Source organism: Streptomyces sp. NPDC006259 (assembly GCF_042870975.1).
Taxonomy (GTDB): domain Bacteria; phylum Actinomycetota; class Actinomycetes; order Streptomycetales; family Streptomycetaceae; genus Streptomyces.
In genome coordinates, this window is sequence record NZ_JBIAHY010000003.1 from 274605 (window position 1) to 290998 (window position 16394).

The window sequence follows — 16394 nt, forward strand, 5'->3', positions numbered from 1 at the left end:
TCCGCGGGTTAACGACGATGGTCTTGGCAAGCCCGTCCCGGAGGCTTACGTTCGTCCCTCTACGCCCCTTTCTACGGGCGTAGAGGGCTCTGACGTTTTCCGTCGAAGGAGCAGCTCATGGCCAACGTCGTACGTGCCGCCCTGGTCCAGGCCACCTGGACCGGCGACACCGAGTCCATGGTGGCGAAACACGAGGAGCACGCCCGCGAGGCGGCACGGCAGGGCGCGCGGATCATCGGATTCCAGGAGGTCTTCAACGCCCCCTACTTCTGCCAGGTCCAGGAACCGGAGCACTACCGCTGGGCCGAACCGGTCCCCGACGGGCCGACCGTGCGTCGTATGCAGGAGCTGGCCCGCGAGACCGGCATGGTGATCGTCGTCCCGGTCTTCGAGATCGAGCAGTCCGGCTTCTACTACAACACCGCGGCCGTGATCGACGCCGACGGCACCTACCTGGGCAAGTACCGCAAGCACCACATCCCCCAGGTGAGGGGCTTCTGGGAGAAGTACTACTTCAAGCCGGGCAACCTCGGCTGGCCGGTCTTCGACACCGCCGTGGGCAAGGTCGGCGTCTACATCTGCTACGACCGCCACTTCCCCGAGGGCTGGCGCCAGCTCGGCCTCAACGGTGCCCAGTTGGTGTACAACCCGTCCGCCACCCACCGTGGGCTCTCCGCCCACCTCTGGCAGCTCGAACAGCCCGCGGCCGCCGTCGCCAACGAGTACTTCGTCGCCGCCATCAACCGGGTCGGCGTCGAGGAGTACGGCGACAACGACTTCTACGGCACGTCCTACTTCGTCGATCCCCGCGGGCAGTTCGTCGGCGAGGCCGCCGGCGACAAGGACGAGGAACTCCTCGTCCGCGACCTCGACTTCGACCTGGTCGAGCAGGTGCGGCAGACGTGGGCCTTCTACCGCGACCGACGCCCCGACGCCTACGAAGGGCTGGTGCAGCCGTGAACGACCTCCACGCCCGCCACCGCCGGGTCCTGCCGGACTGGCTCGCCCTCTACTACGACGAGCCGCTGGAGATCACCCACGGCGAGGGCCGCCACGTGTGGGACGCCGAGGGGAACAGGTACCTCGACTTCTTCGGCGGCATCCTCACGACCATGACGGCGCACGCGCTGCCCGAGGTCACGAAGGCGGTGAGCGAACAGGCCGGACGGATCGTCCACTCCTCCACGCTCTACCTCAACCGCCCCATGGTCGAACTCGCCGAGCGCATCGCCCACCTGAGCGCCGTCCCGGACGCCCGCGTCTTCTTCACCACCTCCGGGACCGAGGCCAACGACACCGCCCTGCTGCTCGCCACCGCCTACCGGCGCAGCAACACGATCCTGGCGATGCGCAACAGCTACCACGGCCGTTCCTTCAGCGCCGTCGGCATCACCGGAAACCAGGGCTGGTCGCCCACCTCGCTGTCCCCGCTCCAGACGCTGTACGTCCACGGAGGCGTGCGCACCCGCGGCCCGTACGCCTCGCTCGACGACTCCGCCTTCATCGCGGCCTGCGTCGAGGACCTGAAGGACCTGCTCGGCCACACCCGGCCGCCAGCCGCCCTGATCGCCGAGCCGGTCCAGGGTGTCGGCGGCTTCACCTCCCCGCCGGACGGACTGTACGCGGCGTTCCGCGAGGTGCTGAACGCACACGGGATCCTGTGGATCGCCGACGAGGTGCAGACCGGCTGGGGCCGCACCGGCGACCACTTCTGGGGCTGGCAGGCACACGACCGCAACGGCCCGCCCGACATCGTGACCTTCGCGAAGGGCATCGGCAACGGCATGTCCGTCGGCGGCGTCGTCGCCCGCGCCGAGATCATGAACTGCCTCGACGCCAACAGCATCTCCACCTTCGGCGGCACCCAGGTCACCATGGCCGCGGGCCTCGCCAACCTCGCCCACCTGCTGGAGCACGACCTCCAGGGCAACGCCCGGCGTGTCGGCGGCCTGCTCATCGAACGGCTGCGGGCCGCCGCCGCCCAGGATCCCGGCGTACGGGAGGTCCGCGGACGCGGGCTGATGATCGGGATCGAGCTGACCAGGCCCGGCACCGACCGGGCGGACCCCGACCGGGCCGCCGCCGTCCTGGAGGCCGCCCGCGCCGAGGGCCTGCTGATCGGCAAGGGCGGCGGCCACAGCACGAGCGCCCTGCGCATCGCGCCGCCCCTGTCCCTGACCGTCGCGGAGGCCGAGGAGGGCGCCGCGATCCTCGAAGAAGCGCTGAGAAGAACGCGGTAGCGCCGGGGCGCATCGCGGTGCCCGACGCATCGCGGCGCCTGAGCGCGCCGAAGTGCCGCAGCGCCTGAGCGCCACAGCGCCACAGTGCCTGAGCGCCTGCGCGCACCGCAGTGCCCGAGCGCCGCGGCGCCTGAGCCAAGGGAACCACGCCATGACCACCACCACCCGGGAGTACCGGGGGCCCGTCGAGCCCCTGGAGCCCGCCCTGTCGGTCCGTCAGGTCCTCGCGCTGGAGCGCGTGCTGGCCGGGGAGCCCGAGGTGGTGGCCGGCGCGGCCCAGCTCGACCGGCCCGTGCGCTGGGTGCACGTCGCCGAGGCCGCCGACGTCGGCGTGATGCTCAGCGGCGGCGAGATGGTCCTCACCACCGGAGTGCTGCTGGCCGGCGACGAGAGCGCGCAGACCGAGTACGTCCGCTCGCTGCACCGCGCGGAGGCCGCCGCCGTCGTCCTGGGCCTCGGCCGGGCCTTCCCGGCGCCGCCGGACACGATGCGGCGCGCCGCCGAACGGTGCGGACTGCCCATGGTCGTCCTGCACCGGCCCTCCCCCTTCGCGGAACTCACCGAGGAGGTGCAGTCCCGGCTGGTGCGGCGCAAGTTCGCCGCCGTCAGCCTCTCGGAGGCCGTACGGACCGCGCTCACCGGACTCATCACCGCGCAGGCGCCGCTGCAACACCTGCTCGACGAGATCGCCCACCACACCGGCTGTCCCGTCGTCGTCACCAACCTCGCCCACCGGGTCCTCGGCACCGCGGGGGAACGGTCCGCGGTCGACGACGTGCTGCGCGACTGGGAACGCATCGCCCGCCAGGCCGGCGGCAGCGAGGGGGACGGCTGGATCCGCGCCGAACTGGGCGGCCGCGGCGAACGCTGGGGCCAGATCATGCTCTGCGGCTACCGCGGCGACACCGCCGGCGGGCGGCTGCTCGCCGACCGGGCCGCCGAGGCCCTCGTCCTGCACCGCATGCTGGGCGGCACGTCCGCCCACTCCTGGGAGGAGCAGTCCGCGCAGGGCCTGCTCACCGACCTGGTCTCCGGCGTCGTGGCGGCCCGCCACCTGCTGCCCCGAGCGCGGGCCGCCGGACTGCCGGTCAACCGGCGCACCTTCGTCCCCCTGGTCGTCCGCGACGGCGACTGCGCCCAACTGGAGCGGACACTGCGCCTGCTGGGCATGGCCGGGCTGGTCGCCGAACTCGCCGACGGGGCCACCGCCGTCCTGCTCAGCCTCGCCCGGGACCAGGAAGCCGAGGCGCTCACGGCGCACTTCGCGGCCCGGCTGCGCACCGAGTCCGGCGAGAGCGGCACCGTCGTGGCCGCCGCCGCACCCCGCACCGCCTGGGACGACGTACCCGCCGGGCTGCGCGAGGCCCGGCACGTCGCCGACGCCGTCGCCGACTCCTCCGCCGTCCTCGGCCTCCCGGCGGTCGTCCGCCTCAAGGACGTCCATCTGCGCGGTCTGATACGGCTGTTGCGCGACGACCCGCACGTCCAGGCCTTCGCCGAACGGGAACTGGACGGGCTGCTGTGCGCGGCCGGGGACGATCTGCTCGCCGTCCTGCGCACCTACCTGGCCACCGGCCGCAACAAGTCCCGCACCGCCCAGCTCCACCACGTCTCACGGCCCGCGCTGTACCGGCGGCTGGAGGCGGTCCAGGCCCGGCTGGGCGTGGATCTCGACGACTTCGAGCAGGCCGCGTCGGTGCACATCGCCCTCCTCGCGCACGACGCGCAACAAGCATGACGGGCGCCGCCGCGGCCGCCGCGCCGCGGACCGGTGACGGGCCGCGGCGCGCGGCGCGCGACAGGCGGCGAACGGCCGGCCCGTCCGGCGCGCAACAGGAGTGAAACATGCGACGACCTGCGAGAACGGTGGTGAAACATGCGTCGACGAAGTCGTGACACCGTGGCACGCCGGACGCCCCCGGACGTGACACGGTGCACCTCAACGCCCGCGGTAGGACTTCCTAGGCTCCTCGCACACCGAGCGACCGGAGGTCCCGATGAGCCAAGTGATCCGAGCCGCCGTCTTCCAGACCGCGTGGACCGGCGACAAGGAGTCGATGATCCAGGTGCACGAGCGGGCGGTGCGCGACGCGGCCGCCCAGGGCGCGCGCGTCCTCTGCTTCCAGGAACTGTTCTACGGACCGTACTTCTGCCAGGTCCAGGACCCGGCGTTCTACGAGTACGCCGAACGGATCCCCGACGGACCGATCGTCGAGCGGTTCCAGGCGCTCGCCAGGGAGCACGGCATCGTGCTGGTGCTGCCGATGTACGAGGAGGAGCAGCCCGGCGTCCTCTACAACACCGCCGCGGTGATCGACGCGGACGGCTCGTACCTCGGCAAGTACCGCAAGCACCACATCCCGCAGGTGAGGGGATTCTGGGAGAAGTTCTACTTCCGGCCCGGGAACGCGGGCTGGCCCGTCTTCGACACCGCCGTGGGGAGGATCGGCGTGTACATCTGCTACGACCGCCACTTCCCCGAGGGCTGGCGCGCCCTGGGCCTGGAGGGGGCCGAGATCGTCTTCAACCCTTCGGCCACCTCGCGCGGCCTGTCCGCCTACCTGTGGCAGCTGGAGCAGCCGGCGGCGGCCGTCGCCAACGAGTACTTCGTCGGCGCGATCAACCGGGTCGGCGTCGAGGAACTGGGCGACAACGACTTCTACGGAACCTCGTACTTCGTGGACCCGGAGGCCCAGTTCGTCGGCGAGGTGGCGAGCGACAAGGAGAGCGAACTCGTCGTCCGCGACCTGGACATGGCCAAGCTGCGCGAGGTCCGCGACCGCTGGCAGTTCTACCGGGACCGCCGTCCCGACGCCTACCCCCCGCTGACCGCGCCCTGACCGGCGTGGTTCCCCGCGCCCCGCGTGCGGGGCGAAGCCCTCGCCGCGGGGCGCGGGACGGCGTCCCCGCGCGGCCCGGCCGCGGTACCCGCCCAGCCTGCCAAGACCCGTATCTGCCGACCACGACCCAGCGGAGCGTCAACGCATGAGCCGAACCGTCATCCGGGGTGGCCTCGTCATCACCGCGTCCGACGAGATCCACGCCGACGTCCTGATCGAGGACGGCCGTATCGCCGCCCTCGCCGCCTCCGGCACGCCGGCCGCCGAGGCCTGGACCCCCGGGTGGAGCGAGCGGGGCGCACCCCCGGCCGAGGCGTGGGGGAGGGTCATCGACGCCACCGGGAAGTACGTCATCCCGGGCGGGGTCGACGTCCACACCCACATGGAGCTGCCGTTCGGCGGCACCTTCGCCTCCGACACCTTCGAGACCGGAACCCGCGCCGCCGCCTGGGGCGGCACCACGACGATCGTCGACTTCGCCGTGCAGAGCGTCGGACACACCCTGCGCGAGGGCCTGGACGCCTGGCACGCCAAGGCCGAGGGCAACTGCGCGATCGACTACGGCTTCCACATGATCGTCTCCGACGTGAACCAGGAGACGCTCAAGGAGATGGACCTGCTGGTACAGGAGGGCGTGACCTCCTTCAAGCAGTTCATGGCCTATCCGGGCGTGTTCTACAGCGACGACGGACAGATCCTGCGCGCCATGCAGCGCTCCGCCGACAACGGCGGCCTGATCATGATGCACGCGGAGAACGGCATCGCCATCGACGTCCTGGTGGAGCAGGCGCTGGCACGCGGCGAGACCGACCCCCGCTACCACGGCGAAGTGCGCAAGGCACTGCTGGAGGCCGAGGCCACCCACCGGGCGATCAAGCTCGCGCAGGTCGCGGGCGCGCCCCTCTACGTGGTGCACGTATCGGCGAGGGAAGCGGTCGCGGAACTGGCCAGGGCCCGCGACGAGGGGCTGAACGTCTTCGGCGAGACCTGCCCGCAGTACCTGTTCCTGTCCACCGACAACCTCGCCGAGCCCGGCTTCGAGGGCTCCAAGTACGTGTGCAGCACGCCCCTGCGGCCCAAGGAGCACCAGGCCAAGCTGTGGCAGGGCCTGCGGACCAACGACCTCCAGGTGGTGTCGACGGACCACTGCCCCTTCTGCTTCGTGGGCCAGAAGGAGCTGGGCCGCGGCGACTTCTCGAAGATCCCCAACGGTCTGCCGGGCGTCGAGAACCGCATGGACCTGCTGCACCAGGCCGTCGTCGACGGACACATCTCCCGCCGCCGCTGGATCGAGATCGCCTGCGCCACCCCGGCGCGCATGTTCGGCATGTACCCGAAGAAGGGCACCATCGCCCCGGGCGCCGACGCGGACGTGGTGATCTACGACCCGCACGCCGAGCAGACCGTCTCCGCCGCGACCCACCACATGAACGTCGACTACTCGGCGTACGAGGGCAGGCGGATCACCGGCCGGGTCGAGACGGTCCTCTCGCGCGGCGAACCCGTCATCACCGAGCGGGAGTACACCGGTCGCGCCGGTCACGGCGCCTACACCCCGCGCTCCACCTGTCAGTACCTCACCTAGGAGTGGCGCCATGGACTTCGGACTCGTCCTGCAGACCGACCCGCCGGCCTCGAAGGTCGTCAGCCTGATGAAGCGGGCCGAACGCAACGGCTTCACCTACGGATGGACCTTCGACTCCGCCGTGCTCTGGCAGGAGCCGTTCGTCATCTACAGCCAGATCCTGGCCAACACCAGCCGGTTGAAGGTCGGCCCGATGGTCACGAACCCGGGCACCCGCACCTGGGAGGTCACCGCCTCCACCTTCGCCACCCTCAACGACATGTTCGGCAACCGCACCGTGTGCGGCATCGGCCGCGGCGACTCCGCGATGCGCGTCGCGGGCCGCAAGCCCAACACCCTGGCCCGCATCAGCGAGGCCATGAAGGTCATCCGCGCCCTCGGCCGCGGCGACGAGGCCGACCTCGGCGGCACGGTGATCAGGTTCCCGTGGATCCGGCCGGGCGCCGAACTCCCCGTCTGGATGGCCGCGTACGGCCCCAAGGCCCTGAAGATGACCGGCGAGGAGGCCGACGGGTTCATCCTCCAGCTGGCCGACCTGTACCTCACCGAGTACATGGTCAAGGCGGTGAAGGACGCCGCCGTCGCCGCCGGCCGTGACCCCTCCGAGGTGAGGATCTGTGTCGCCGCCCCGGCGTACGTCACCGAGGACGACTCGCCCGAGGCGCTCGCCCACGCCCGTGACCAGTGCCGCTGGTTCGGCGGGATGGTCGGCAACCACGTGGCCGACCTGGTCGCCAAGTACGGCGAGCACTCCGCGGCCGTACCCGACGAACTCACCGACTACATCAAGGCCCGCGAGGGCTACGACTACTCCCACCACGGACGCGCCGACAACCCCGACACCGCCTTCGTGCCCGACGAGATCGTCGACCGGTTCTGCCTGATCGGCCCGGTCGAGAAGCACATCGAGAAGCTGAACGCGCTGCGCGAGCTGGGCGTCGACCAGTTCGCCGTCTACGACATGCACGACGCGCAGGAGGCCACCATCGACGCCTACGGCACCGAGGTCATCCCCGCCCTCAACGGCTGACCCGCCGCCCGGAGCCGCCGGCCCGCCGGCCGCCGGCCCCCTCAGTGCTCCCCCTCCCCGCCGTCCGGGGGGAGGGGGCCCAGGGCGCCCTCGCGCGCACCCCCCCCGGCACCGCCCGCACGGCCACTCCCGTCCCACCTCGTTCGATTGGCCAGCCCATGACCGACACCGCCCCCCCGGCCATACCACCGACCTCCCAAATCACCCTCGCCGACGGCCGGGTGGAGATCGCCCCCGGTTCGCCGCCGCCCAGCGGCCCCTACGCCAACGAGGACCTGCTGCCGGTCCCCGTCGAGAAGCGCACCTGGACCACGTACAACTTCTCCGCGCTGTGGATCGGCATGGCCCACAACACCGCCTCGTGGACCCTCGCCTCCGGGCTCATCGCCGTCGGCATGGACTGGAAGCAGGCGGTGTTCACCATCGCCCTGGCCAACCTCATCGTGCTGGTGCCGATGCTGCTCACCGGCCACGCGGGACCGAAGTACGGCATTCCCTTCCCGGTCTTCGCCCGCGCCTCGTTCGGTATCCGCGGCGCCAACCTCCCCGCTGTCGTACGGGCGTTGGTGGCGTGCGGCTGGTTCGGCATCCAGACCTGGATCGGCGGCGAGGCGATCTACTTCCTCGCCGGAAAACTGATCGGCAACGGCTGGAGCGAGGCCGGCGAGTTCGGCGGGCACCCCTGGACGATGTGGCTGTCGTTCGCGATCTTCTGGGCGCTCCAGGTCGCGATCATCTACCGGGGCATGGAGACGATCCGCCGCTTCGAGAACTGGGCGGCGCCCTTCGTCCTCGTCGGCGCGCTCGTGATGCTCATCTGGATGAGTAACAAGGCCGGCGGCTTCGGCCCGCTGCTCCACCAGCCCTCCAAGCTCGGCTGGGGCGCCGACTTCTGGAAGCTGTTCTGGCCGTCCCTCATGGGCATGATCGGCTTCTGGTCGACGCTGTCGTTGAACATCCCCGACTTCACGCGCTACGGGAAGTCGCAGAAGGCGCAGACCTGGGGACAGGCCCTCGGTCTGCCCACGACCATGACGCTGTTCGCGCTGCTGTCGGTGATGGTCACCTCCGGCTCGCAGGCCGTCTACGGCGAGACGATCTGGGACCCGGTACAGCTCGCCGCCAAGACGGACAACGTCGTGGGTCTGCTGTTCGCGCTGGTGACCGTGCTGGTGGCGACCCTGTCCGTGAACATCGCGGCCAACCTGGTCTCGCCGGCCTTCGACTTCTCCAACATCGCGCCCCGCAGGATCGGGTTCCGCACCGGCGCGCTCGTCACCTGTGTGCTCGGCGTGCTGATCCTCCCGTGGAAGCTGTACTCCGACCCGCAGGGCTACATCTTCACCTGGCTCGGGCTGGTCGGCGGTCTGCTCGGCACGGTCGCCGGCATCCTCATCGCCGACTACTGGATCCTGCGCCGCGGCGAACTCGACCTGGCCGACCTGTACCGCGCGGGAGGCCGCTACTGGTACGACGCCGGCTGGAACTGGCGGGCCGTCGTCGCCTTCGTGGTCGGCGGCGTCCTCGCCGTCGGCGGGGCGAGCTTCGAGCCGCTGATCGACGGGCGGCCCGTCCCGGCACTGGAGCCGCTGGCCGACTACGGATGGGCGGTGGGCCTGGGCACCTCGATGACGCTCTACCTGGTGCTGATGCTGCTGGGAGGACGGGAGAAGGCCACCGCGTGACACGGCACGAGGCGTGACACGGCACACGCCGCACGTGCCGCGTGACGCGGCGAGGACGAGGGGCGGGGCGGCCGGCCGCGAGAGCGGCCCGCCGCCCCACCCGGTCCTGATCGCCTCAGTTCAGCGCGGCGGCCCTGAGCGAGGCGACGGCCTCCTTCGCCGCCCTGATCGCGCCCTTGTTGATCTCATCGGTGCTCGGAGCCTTCTTCGACTCGAAGTCGCTGCCGTTGTAGGTGACGACGACGAGCGCGTTCGACACGCGTGCGATCACGGTGCCCTCGCGGGTCTGCTGCTTGTCCTCCGTGGTCAGGTTCACCACCGAGTAGCCCTCGTCGCCGAGCCCGGGAACGGCCCCGCCGCCGCTCTTCTCCGTGGTGCGTTCCTTGTACGACGTCGCGGCGGACTCGTCGGACTCCGTCAACTCGAAGGAGACGTCCAGCCAGCGGTACTCGTACCCCTTGAGCGCGTTCCAGGAGCAGGTGCGCCGCAGGGAGGTGTCCGTCGACGGGATCTCCCGGCCCGCCGTCTTCGCGGCCGGCACCAGCGAGGCGACCGTCTTCGCGGTCACACTCGTGCAGGGCGCGGGTGCGGCGCCGTAGGTCTTCGTCACCGCTGTCGAGGACGGCGCCGACGACTCGGAGCGGGGCGGTCGGGTGTCCTTGGCCGCGGTGTCCTTCTCGGCTTCCAGCGGGCCGGACGACAGCGCCCAGCCCGCGCAGGCGAGCACGATCACCGGGGTCAGTCGCGCGGTGAGGGCGAGCGGCAGGGGGAGAGAGCGCACGGCGCACTTTCGTGGGGGACGGTGCGGACCAGGTCCACGATGCGGACGGGGACGCCAGTTTCACACGACTCCCTGTGGGGTGGAAGGGCGAACTCGCTCCGTGGCGGTTCGGTGACAGCAGAGTGCCGACATCCCGCCAACGCGGCCGTACGCCCTTCCCCGGGCGGTGGCCGCCTCCGGGGAAGCCGCCCCGCCGCCGGTCAGCCGGCCGTGCGGCCCGTACGCTGCCGCACCTGTTCCTCCAGGCGCCGCAGGCTGGTGTCCAGGGCGTCGCCCACCGCCTGGTCACCCGGGTCATGCCCGGCGTCGAAGAACGACAGGTGCACCGTCACCTCGCTGGTGCCGCTGCCGATGCCGGCCACCTGGAGCCAGCCCGTGTAGCCGCCCTGTTCGCGGGTGCCCCACTCCAGCCGCATCTGCTCGGGCCGCGCGCGCAACAGGGCCGAGGTGTCCTCGCCGGTACGGTCCTCGTGCACCGTGACGGCGGGCAGGTCCCCGGCGTCGACGTGCAGGGCGTCCGGCAGCCAGGCGTCCATCCCGCCGATGTCGGCGGCCCGGTCGAAGACGTTCTCGGGCGACGCGGGCATGGTGCGTGAACGTTCGTACTCGGTCATCGCGGTACCGTCCTCGGCTCGGGTACGTACAACGGATCGCGTGCCCGGGCCGGCCCGGACACGAGGTCGGGCGGCGTCGGGCGCCACCGTCCGCCGGGGCCGCGCGGCGAGCGCGCTGGGCAGATCCCGACCCCGGCGGGCGGGTCGACGGGACGGCCCTAGTCGTTGCCGAAGATGGCCTTCTGGACGTCGTTGGGACCGTCGAACTGCTTCGTCCCCGCGTGCGACAGCTTGTCGACGACCTTCTCGTCCGCGCCGTTGTCACGGGCCAGGGAGACGAGGTCGTCCCGGCTGGCGGGGTAGTCGGCGCCCTTGAGTGCCTTCTGCACATCGATCGGGCTCATGTCGGCCATGGCAGCCTCCTTACGTGGGTCGACGCGGGCGCACCCGCGCGTGGACGCCCCGGGTACCCAGCGTCCGAAGCGGACAATCGGCCCCGGAGACCGACGGCCGGCCCGAGGCCGCGGACCGTTCGGGCCCGCACGGCCGGGGCACCGTCCGGGGCGCTGATCCGACCGGCACTCGCGTCGGCGAAGAGGTGGGAAGCGCCGTTCACCACCCGGACTCCGGGGACGGCCCGTTCCGGAACCGGACTCACGGGCCGTCGCGGAGCGACTCGTCGTCCAGCGACACGATTCTGCGGAGCCTGTCAATGGTCCGCGGGTGGTGAGGCCCCGCGGGGCCTCGTCGGTCAGTGGGCGGCGCAGACGCTGTCCACTCGCACCACGGCGTCGGTCCGGGCGGTGATGTCCCCGACGGTGACGCCGGCCGCTTCACGGCGTCCCCTCGCGCAGGGCGTCGGAGACGGACTTGACGCCGCCGTGCGCGGTCATGCCGCCGTCCACCGGGATGTCGGCGCCGCTGATGAACGACGCGTCGTCGGACAGCAGGAACACGACCAGGGGCGCCACCTCGCCGACGGTTCCGGTGCGGCCGAGCGGAGTCTCCCTGAGGCTGGCCTCGCGGAAGGCGGGCGCGGCGGAGGCGGTCATCTCGGTCTCGATGTAGCCGGGGTGGATCGTGTTGACGCGGATGCCGCGCGGGCCCAGCTCCAGGGCGGCCGTCTTCGACAGGCCGCGCAGGGCCCACTTGCTGGTCGTGTAGGCGACCGGGTAGTGCGCGGTGAGGGCCGCCGAGGAGCCGACGTTGACGACGCAGGAGCCCGGTGGCATGAGCGGTGCGAGGTGCTGGATGCCGAGGAGCGGGCCGGTGACGTTGACGGCGTGGACGCGGGCCATGTCCTCGGGCCGCACGTCGCCGACGCGGGCCCGCCAGGTGATGCCCGCGTTGTTGACCAGTCCGTGGACCCGCCCGTACGACTCCCGCAGCTCGGCCGCGAGTCCGGCCCAGTCCTGCTCGCTGCTGACGTCGAGGCGCCGGCAGCCGGGCGCCTCGGTCACGTCGGTGGCGATGACGCGGGCGCCCTCCCGGCTGAGCAACTCGGCCTCGGCGGCGCCCTGCCCGCGGGCCGCGCCGGTGACGACGACGACCTTGCCGAGCAGCCTCTTGGGAGGCGGGCCGCTCACGGCCGCTCCCGGGACCGGCGCCGGCCCGCGGGCAGGGGGACGGGCTCGACGCCCGGGACGACGGTGTTGGTGAGGGTGCCCACGCCTTCGACGGTGAGGGCGACGGTGTCGCCGGGCTGGAGCGGCAGCGGGTCCTGCCCACCGCGTCGGCCCCAGAGTTCGGCGAGGCAGCCGCCGTTGCCGCAGGTGCCCGAGCCGAGGACGTCGCCGGGGACGACGCGGGTGCCGCGGGAGGCGTAGGCGGTCATCTCCTCGAAGGTCCAGCTCATGTTGGACAGCAGGTCCTCGCCGACGACCTCGCCGTTGACCTCGGCGGTCAGCGCGAGGCGCAGGAAGCCGTCGGTGTCCCGGTACGGCTCCAGCTCGTCGGCGGTGACGAGGTACGGGCCGAGGGTGGTGGCGGTGTCCTTGCCCTTGCAGGGGCCGAGGCCGACCTTCATCTCCGCGCCCTGGAGGTCGCGGGCGGACCAGTCGTTGAACACGGTGTAGCCCACGATGTGGTCGCGGGCCCGTTCCGGGGTGAGGTCGCGGCCCTCCCGGCCGATCACGGCGGCCACCTCCAGTTCGAAGTCCAGTACGGCCGAGCCGGGCGGTACCGGTATGCCGTCACGGTGGCCGTAGATCGCGTGGGGGTTGGTGAAGTAGAACGTCGGGGCCGCGTACCACTGCTCGGGGACGCCGCCGGTGCCCTCCACGGACCGGCGTACCCCCTCCACGTGCTCCTCGAAGGTGACGAAGTCCCGTACCGAGGCGGGTTGCAGCGGGGGCAGCAGCCGTACGTCGCGGGCATGCGGGCCGGGCGGCACGTCGAGGGCCGCGGCGCCGGCGGCGAGCAGTCCGGGGAGCCCGTCGGCACCCTGGATCAGTGCGGTGAGGGAGGTGACGCCGGGCAGGGGGAAGAGGGTGCCGTCCCCTTCCACCACCGCCACCCGGCGGCGGTCCTGGTGTTCGTAGGCGGCGAAACGCATGGTGCGGCTCCAGCGGGGTCGATCGGGGCGGCTCAGACCGGCGGGGCGACGAAGACGCCGCGGTCGGGGTCGTTGAAGGACTCCTTGGCGACGAGTTCGTTCATGGGGTTGGCGGTGCCCCACTGGTCGGTGACTTCGGGCTTGGAGAAGTCGTAGACGTGGGGGTGCCAGGTGTCCTCGTCCAGGCACTCCAGCTCGGTGGTGTACTCGACGGTGTTGCCGTGCGGGTCGAGGAAGTAGGTGAAGGTGTTGTCGCCGGCCATGTGCCGTCCGGGGCCCCAGATCTTCTGGAAGCCGGCCCGGATGACACGGCCCGATCCGCGCATGTACTCGTCGATGCCGCGCATCTCGAAGGAGACGTGGTGCAGCGAGGTGTGCGGACCCTTGGCCAGCGCCATGGAGTGGTGCTGGTTGCTGATCCGCATGAAGTGCATGACCTCGCCCATGTGCGGCGAGCTGAGCGTGTCCGAGAGCGCGAAGCCGAGGTGACGCTCGTACCACTCCCGCGTGCGCTGCAGATCCGGGGAGTTGAGGACCACGTGACTCAGCTTGACCGGGATGGCCTCCTTCTCCTCGATCCTGCGGTGCCGCCTGACCTCGACGTCGGCGGAGACCTCGATCGTGCGTCCGTCCACGTCGAAGAAGCGGAAGCCGTAGCCGCCGCCGGGCGTGTCCACCGTGCCGGGCCGCGTGATCAGCTGGACCCCGCCGGCGAGGAGCCGCTCGGCGAGGGTGTCGACGTCGGCGGCCGACGCGGCGCCGTAGGAGACGAGGTCCAGGCGCTTCTCGTCGGCCTTGCGGAGCCGGACCACATACTGCTCGGGGGAGCCCTCGGCGGCCAGGAAGGAGATGCCGGAGTCCTCGGCGACCTTGGTCAGGCCCCAGACGCCGGAGTAGAAGTCGAGCTGCTTGTCGTAGTCGGGCACGGCGAGGTCGACGTGCCGCAGGTGGGTGAGCAGGCGCATGGCGTCAGTCCTTGCGGAGGAGGGCGGCGGCGTTGCCGCCGCGGACGGCGTGGAAGTCGGCCTCGGGCAGTCGCGCGGCGCGCAGAGCGCCGACGGGGTCCTCGGTGCCCATGTCGAAGGGGAAGTCGGACCCGAGGAGCACCCGGTCGGCCCCGGCGACCCGGACCAGTTCCCGCAGCACGTGCGGATCGTGGACGAGGGAGTCGAAGTACAGCCGCTTCAGATAGCTGCTGGGCGGGTGCGCGCAGCCGGCGCCCGCGTCGGGGCGGGCCGACCAGGCGTGGTCGGAGCGGCCGATGTGCGTGGGCAGGTAGCCGCCGCCGTGCGCGGCGATCAGCCTGAGTCCGGGGTGCCGGTCGAGGACACCGGAGAAGACCAGGTGCGAGAGGGCGACGGCGTTCTCGGTGGGCTGGCCGACGGTGTTGGACAGGTACCACTGGCCCAGGCGCTCGTCGAGCGTGCAGCCGAAGGGATGCAGGAGGAGCAGGGCACCGGTCTCCTCGGCCCGGGCCCAGAAGGGCTCGTAGGCCGGGTCCGAGAGTTCGCGGCCGGGGGCGTGGCTGGAGATCTCCACGCCCAGCAGGCCCTGCGCGAGGGCGTGGTCGAGCGCCTCGACGGCGAGTCGGGGGTGCTGGAGCGGAGCGAGGCCCAGGCCGCGCAGCCGGTCGGGGGCGGTGGCACAGTGCGCGGCCGTCGCCTCGTTGGCGAGCCGGTACACCTTCTCCGCGGTCGGCTCGTCGGCCCAGTAGTGGTAGTGCGACGGGGAGGGGCTGACCAGTTGGAGGTCCACCCCCTGGGCGTCCATGGCCGCCAGCCGCACGGTCACGTCGGTCAGGCGGGGGAGGCGCTCGCGGACCATGGGTCCGCTGACGGCGAGTGCGGCCGGGCCGTTGCGGCGGGCGTCCAGGGCCCGCGCCTCGGCGAGCCCTTGCTCCCCCTCCACCAGCGCCTCGACCTCCGGCAGCAGGACGTGGGCGTGCACGTCCACGGTGGGGGCGGACGCCCCGAACTCCGGCGCGGTCACGGCAGCTCCCGCAGCATGGTCATGGTGTGGGCCATCAGAGCGGGCACATCGGCGTCGCGCACTCCGTCGAGCTGCCACTGCCCGATCTGCACGGACGCCTCGACGACCGGCCGGACACGGGCGATCCGCCGCTCGTAGTACGCCTGGAACAACGCGTCGTCCCAGTTCTCGGACGCGGTGAGCATCTGCGCGAGCACCCAGGCGTCCTCCAGCGACAGGGCGGCCCCCTGGGCGAGGGTGGGCGGACAGCAGTGGGCGGCGTCGCCGACCAGGACGACCCGGCCGCGGTGCCAGGAGCCCTCGACCAGCAGCCGGTCGAACCAGGTGTAGTTGACCTTCGCCGGGTCGGTGAGGTGCGTGGTGATCTCCGGCCAGAAACCGCCGTACGCCGAGGCCAGACGCCGCATCTCGTCGGCGTGGGTCGCCGCCGGTATGGAGGCGCGGTCGCGGTTGGCCTCGACGACGTACGCGTACAGCGTCGTCTCGCTGGTCGGGCAGTAGCCGGCGATGTAGGCCGGGCCGCCGTAGGCGAGATCGGTGCGGACGACTCCCGCCGGGCGTGGGGCGGCGATGCGCCAGATCGCCATGCCGGTGGGTTCGGGCTTCACCGTGATGCCGATCGCGGCACGGGTGGCGGAGCCGAGGCCGTCGGCGGCGACGACCAGGTCGTAGCGGTGGCCGGTGCCGTCGCTGAGGCGTACGGAGACACCGCCGGCGTCCTGGTCCAGGATCTCGGCCGTGGTGCCGAGACGGACGGTGGCACCGCTCGCCCGGACGGCCTCGATCAGGATCTGCTGGAGCCGGGGGCGCTGCATGCCCACGGTGGCGGGCAGGTCGTCGCCGCCCGTGCGCAGGTCGTCCTGCACGTGCAGGACGGTGCCGTCGGGGGCGGTGATGCCGACCGAGCCGAAAGCGAAGCCGGACGCCTCCACCTGGTCCCACACGCCGAGTTCGCGCAGGACGCGCAGGGCGTTGCCCTGGAGGGTGATGCCGGAACCGGCGGTGGCGTTCCAGTCGTCCCTGGCCTCGATCAGGTCCACGGTGAGACCGGCGCGGCGCAGCAGAAGCGTCACGGCGTTGCCGGCCGCGCCGCCACCGACGACGAGAACCGTGCGGGGCTGGGTCATGAAGAACTC

General features: G+C 71.8%; 15 protein-coding genes. 7 read left to right on the forward strand and 8 right to left on the reverse strand.

The features are described from left to right. Window positions 1–117 precede the first annotated feature (117 nt). From ACFYO5_RS12665 to ACFYO5_RS12695, 7 genes are all read left to right on the forward strand, one after another. A complete protein-coding gene (locus ACFYO5_RS12665; protein ID WP_356561429.1) occupies window positions 118–960 on the forward strand; it encodes a nitrilase-related carbon-nitrogen hydrolase in 843 nt (280 codons plus the stop codon). Further along, the gene (locus ACFYO5_RS12670; protein WP_388707695.1) at window positions 957–2240 is read left to right on the forward strand and encodes an aspartate aminotransferase family protein; all 1284 of its coding nucleotides are present in this window, start codon (window positions 957–959) and stop codon (window positions 2238–2240) included. The genes ACFYO5_RS12665 and ACFYO5_RS12670 overlap by 4 nt, the downstream gene beginning before the upstream one ends. Window positions 2241–2391: 151 nt before the next feature. Then, the gene (locus ACFYO5_RS12675; protein ID WP_388707698.1) at window positions 2392–3978 is read left to right on the forward strand and encodes a PucR family transcriptional regulator; all 1587 of its coding nucleotides are present in this window, start codon (window positions 2392–2394) and stop codon (window positions 3976–3978) included. 259 nt (window positions 3979–4237) lie between these two features. Beyond that, window positions 4238–5080 (forward strand): nitrilase-related carbon-nitrogen hydrolase, encoded by an 843-nt coding sequence (locus tag ACFYO5_RS12680; protein WP_388707700.1) that lies wholly within the window; start codon window positions 4238–4240, stop codon window positions 5078–5080. Window positions 5081–5225: 145 nt separating this feature from the next. After that, window positions 5226–6665, forward strand: coding sequence for a dihydropyrimidinase (hydA, locus tag ACFYO5_RS12685; protein ID WP_388707703.1), 1440 nt, complete (start codon window positions 5226–5228; stop codon window positions 6663–6665). Between the two features lie 10 nt (window positions 6666–6675). After that, complete coding sequence (locus tag ACFYO5_RS12690; protein WP_388707706.1) at window positions 6676–7695, forward strand: TIGR03842 family LLM class F420-dependent oxidoreductase; 1020 nt, start codon at window positions 6676–6678, stop codon at window positions 7693–7695. 158 nt (window positions 7696–7853) lie between these two features. Continuing rightward, complete coding sequence (locus tag ACFYO5_RS12695; protein WP_388707709.1) at window positions 7854–9380, forward strand: NCS1 family nucleobase:cation symporter-1; 1527 nt, start codon at window positions 7854–7856, stop codon at window positions 9378–9380. 115 nt (window positions 9381–9495) lie between these two features. On the opposite strand, the gene ACFYO5_RS12700 is transcribed toward ACFYO5_RS12695, so the two are convergent. From ACFYO5_RS12700 to ACFYO5_RS12735, 8 genes are all read right to left on the reverse strand, one after another. Then, window positions 9496–10161, reverse strand: coding sequence for a hypothetical protein (locus tag ACFYO5_RS12700; RefSeq protein WP_388707711.1), 666 nt, complete (start codon window positions 10159–10161; stop codon window positions 9496–9498). Between the two features lie 200 nt (window positions 10162–10361). After that, window positions 10362–10775: an SRPBCC family protein gene (locus tag ACFYO5_RS12705; RefSeq protein ID WP_388707713.1), complete on the reverse strand. Its 414-nt coding sequence runs from the start codon at window positions 10773–10775 to the stop codon at window positions 10362–10364. A gap of 158 nt (window positions 10776–10933) precedes the next feature. Next, window positions 10934–11128, reverse strand: coding sequence for a DUF2795 domain-containing protein (locus tag ACFYO5_RS12710; RefSeq protein WP_356561446.1), 195 nt, complete (start codon window positions 11126–11128; stop codon window positions 10934–10936). A gap of 420 nt (window positions 11129–11548) precedes the next feature. Next, a complete protein-coding gene (locus tag ACFYO5_RS12715) occupies window positions 11549–12301 on the reverse strand; it encodes an SDR family NAD(P)-dependent oxidoreductase (RefSeq protein WP_388707716.1) in 753 nt (250 codons plus the stop codon). After that, complete coding sequence (locus tag ACFYO5_RS12720) at window positions 12298–13269, reverse strand: fumarylacetoacetate hydrolase family protein (protein ID WP_388707719.1); 972 nt, start codon at window positions 13267–13269, stop codon at window positions 12298–12300. The genes ACFYO5_RS12715 and ACFYO5_RS12720 overlap by 4 nt, the downstream gene beginning before the upstream one ends. A 32-nt stretch (window positions 13270–13301) precedes the next feature. Then, a complete protein-coding gene (locus tag ACFYO5_RS12725) occupies window positions 13302–14234 on the reverse strand; it encodes a VOC family protein (RefSeq protein WP_388707722.1) in 933 nt (310 codons plus the stop codon). Window positions 14235–14238: 4 nt separating this feature from the next. After that, window positions 14239–15258, reverse strand: a complete 1020-nt coding sequence (locus tag ACFYO5_RS12730; RefSeq protein ID WP_356561454.1) for an amidohydrolase family protein — start codon at window positions 15256–15258, stop codon at window positions 14239–14241. Beyond that, window positions 15255–16385, reverse strand: coding sequence for an FAD-dependent oxidoreductase (locus tag ACFYO5_RS12735; RefSeq protein ID WP_388707725.1), 1131 nt, complete (start codon window positions 16383–16385; stop codon window positions 15255–15257). The genes ACFYO5_RS12730 and ACFYO5_RS12735 overlap by 4 nt, the downstream gene beginning before the upstream one ends. Window positions 16386–16394: the final 9 nt, after the last annotated feature.

Coding starts and splice junctions, on each gene's coding strand:
- ACFYO5_RS12720 (WP_388707719.1), bottom strand. CDS start 13,269: ATGCGTTTCGCCGCCTACGAACACCAGGACCGCCGCCGGGTGGCGGTG.
- ACFYO5_RS12675 (WP_388707698.1), top strand. CDS start 2,392: ATGACCACCACCACCCGGGAGTACCGGGGGCCCGTCGAGCCCCTGGAG.
- ACFYO5_RS12695 (WP_388707709.1), top strand. CDS start 7,854: ATGACCGACACCGCCCCCCCGGCCATACCACCGACCTCCCAAATCACC.
- ACFYO5_RS12710 (WP_356561446.1), bottom strand. CDS start 11,128: ATGGCCGACATGAGCCCGATCGATGTGCAGAAGGCACTCAAGGGCGCC.
- hydA (WP_388707703.1), top strand. CDS start 5,226: ATGAGCCGAACCGTCATCCGGGGTGGCCTCGTCATCACCGCGTCCGAC.
- ACFYO5_RS12690 (WP_388707706.1), top strand. CDS start 6,676: ATGGACTTCGGACTCGTCCTGCAGACCGACCCGCCGGCCTCGAAGGTC.
- ACFYO5_RS12735 (WP_388707725.1), bottom strand. CDS start 16,385: ATGACCCAGCCCCGCACGGTTCTCGTCGTCGGTGGCGGCGCGGCCGGC.
- ACFYO5_RS12725 (WP_388707722.1), bottom strand. CDS start 14,234: ATGCGCCTGCTCACCCACCTGCGGCACGTCGACCTCGCCGTGCCCGAC.
- ACFYO5_RS12665 (WP_356561429.1), top strand. CDS start 118: ATGGCCAACGTCGTACGTGCCGCCCTGGTCCAGGCCACCTGGACCGGC.
- ACFYO5_RS12680 (WP_388707700.1), top strand. CDS start 4,238: ATGAGCCAAGTGATCCGAGCCGCCGTCTTCCAGACCGCGTGGACCGGC.
- ACFYO5_RS12705 (WP_388707713.1), bottom strand. CDS start 10,775: ATGACCGAGTACGAACGTTCACGCACCATGCCCGCGTCGCCCGAGAAC.